At 71.8% G+C, this 2,529-nt stretch carries 2 protein-coding genes and 1 pseudogene; 1 reads left to right on the forward strand and 2 read right to left on the reverse strand.

The features are described from left to right. Window positions 1-845 (reverse strand): annotated as a pseudogene (locus K6I34_RS35480) (hypothetical protein); the annotation flags it as partial. A 186-nt stretch (window positions 846-1,031) separates the two neighbouring features. After that, on the reverse strand, window positions 1,032-1,670 hold the full coding sequence (locus K6I34_RS35485; RefSeq protein ID WP_229332149.1) for a TetR/AcrR family transcriptional regulator: 639 nt from the start codon (window positions 1,668-1,670) through the stop codon (window positions 1,032-1,034). Between the two features lie 236 nt (window positions 1,671-1,906). On the opposite strand from K6I34_RS35485, the gene K6I34_RS35490 reads away from it, so the two are divergent. Further along, a partial coding sequence (locus K6I34_RS35490; protein ID WP_229332150.1) for an MFS transporter occupies window positions 1,907-2,529 on the forward strand: 623 nt, incomplete at its 3' end.

Here is a 2,529-nt window from a genome sequence, read left to right on the forward strand (position 1 = left end):
GCCCGGTCGTCCTCCTCGATCCGGGCCAGGTGCCGCATCCGGCGCTCGTCCGGCAGCCAGCGGCTGAACAGCACGTCATAGCGGACGAGCCCGTCGCGGTCGGCTTCCAGCAGGGCCTGGACCTCTTCCGGCAGGGCGGGACATCCGGCCAGAGCGGCCCGTACCTCGGGGTCCGGGTCGGCGGCCAGCCGCAGTGCCAGGTCCGGGGCCGGCGTCAGATGGGGGACGGTGAGCGCCCGGGTGGCCGGGTCGGCCAGCAGCCTGTCGCGCAGTTCCCGCGGCGGGGTGGCCCCGCCGGGCCGGAGGACGGCGGCGCGGACCGCCGGAGCGTCGTCGGTGAGCAGGCGTCCGACCAGTTCGCGCGGCAGGGTGCCCGCCCGCGAGGCGAGGGCCTCCCGCACGGTGGCGTCGGGGTCGTCCGCCAGGAGCGCGGCGAGCGCGTGCCGTTCGGTGTGGCGGGCGACGGCCGCGCGCACGCCCGCGTCGGCGTCGTGGACCAGCAGCTCCTCGACATCCTCGACATCCACGACGTCCGCGCCGAGCCCGGCACGCGGCACATGGCGCCGGACGTCCGGCGAGGGGTGCCGGGCCAGGCGGCCGAGTACGTCCGCGGGGAGTGTCTCGTTCATCGCCAGGGCCTCGTCGACACCAGGATCGGCGAGACCCAGCAGAACATCCGCGAGGCCGGTGTCGATCCGGGGGCTGCTCCAGGCGATCTCCTCGGGAAAGTCCGGCAGGGCCATCAGCCGCCGCAGGACGCCGGGGGTGGCCGAGCGGTTGACGACCAGCCCTTCGAGCGCGGAGGCCCGGGCCCCGGGGCCCGGGCCGGACATGTGTGCTGTCATGAGGGCATCCTGACCGCTGGACGATCCGCTTCCGTCAGCGGGTCCCGGGGCGGCCGCGGCCCTGCGGGGCCGCGCCCGGGAACCCGCTCGTCCGCGGTAGATGCGGCGGACAACCGGGGCTGTCGCCGACGTGGTCGACGACAGCCCCGTCGGATGTCCATCACGAGGAGAGCGCTGTTACCGTTTCTACCGCTCCTTCGGCTGCCGGGGGACGGGGAAGGCGCCCGGGTCGCCCAGGGCCCGGTGGGTGAGTTCGAGCACTTGGCCGACGACCAGGTCGGTGTCGATGGGATCGCCGGTGGAGACGAGGTCGTCCAGGAATCCGTCGATGGCGTGGTAGACCATGCGGAACGAGGCACCGGCGTCGAGCGCGCTGAAGGCCCCGGCCCGCGCACCCTCGGAGACGAAGGCGCAGATGAGGTCGATGACCCGCTGGTTGGCCTGTTTGCAGATCTCCAGTGACGCGGCGTTGGCCGAGCCGTAGACGACGCGATGGAGCTCGGCGTTGCGTACGGCGTGCTGGACGAGGGCGGTCAGCAGCCGGTCGATGGTGGGCCACCAGTCGGCGCCCTCGCCGAGGATGCTCCGGGTGGTGGTGACGATGGCGTCGACGTACCGCTCCCACAAGGCGCCGAGCAGGTGGTCCTTGGAGTCGAAGTAGAGGTAGAAGGTCCCTTTGCCGATCTCGGCCGCGGTGGCGAGGTCGGTGATGGTGGCCTGATCGAAGCCGATGTCGCGGAAGACCTCCTCGCCCGCGCGGAGGATGTCCTGCCGACGGTCGTCCTGGCTCTTGGCGACCCGCTTGCGGCGCGTGCCGGGTGGCATCGGCGCACCTCCGTCCGAACGTGCTCCAGGGGTGGGGCTGTTGTGCCCACTCTATATGACTGACTGTCGGTCAGTCATTGACCGGATGAGGTCGACCTGATTGACTGACCGCCAGTCAGTCGGAGGGCGGTGCGGGGTCGGCGACCACCGGAACGGCTTCTCGCCTTCCGCCGGCAGCCCCGAGTTCTCCTGTCTCTTTTTCTTCATCTCCTTCTCTTCGCGACGATGAGGACGCAATGCGAACCCAGCACGTCATCCCCACCACCACGACGGCGTCGACGGCGGCCACCCGGAGCGGGGGCAGATTCTGGGCCGTCGCCTACACCCTGCTGCTCTTACTGACAGGGACGAACATCCCCACACCCCTCTACCGCGGCTTCCAGGAGAAGTTCGGCTTCTCACCACTGACGGTCACCCTCGTCTTCGCGGTCTACGTGGCCGCGCTCGTACCGTCCCTGCTGCTCTGCGGGCCGCTTTCGGACGCGGTCGGCCGCCGTGCCGTCCTGGTCCCGGCCGTGGTGGTGGCCGCGCTGGGCTCCATGGCATTCGCCCTGGCCACCGACGTCGGCTGGCTCTTCGGGGCGCGCCTGCTGCAAGGCCTCGCCGTCGGCGCCGCCTCGGGCGCACTGACCGCGGCCCTGAACGAGACGGAGCCGGCCGGCGACCGCCGACGTGCGGCACTGGTGTCCACCGTGGCCTCTGTCGGCGGCCTGGGAACGGGCCCGCTGCTGGGTGGGATCCTTGCGCAGTACGCACCCTTCCCCTCTACCCTGCCGTTCGTCGTCGAGGTCGTTCTCCTGGTCCCGGCACTGGTCGCCGTGCTGCTCCTGCCGACGACCCGCCCCGCCACCCCATGGCG

The organism is Streptomyces sp. UNOC14_S4, from assembly GCF_020740835.1.
In the GTDB taxonomy this organism is placed as follows: domain Bacteria; phylum Actinomycetota; class Actinomycetes; order Streptomycetales; family Streptomycetaceae; genus Streptomyces.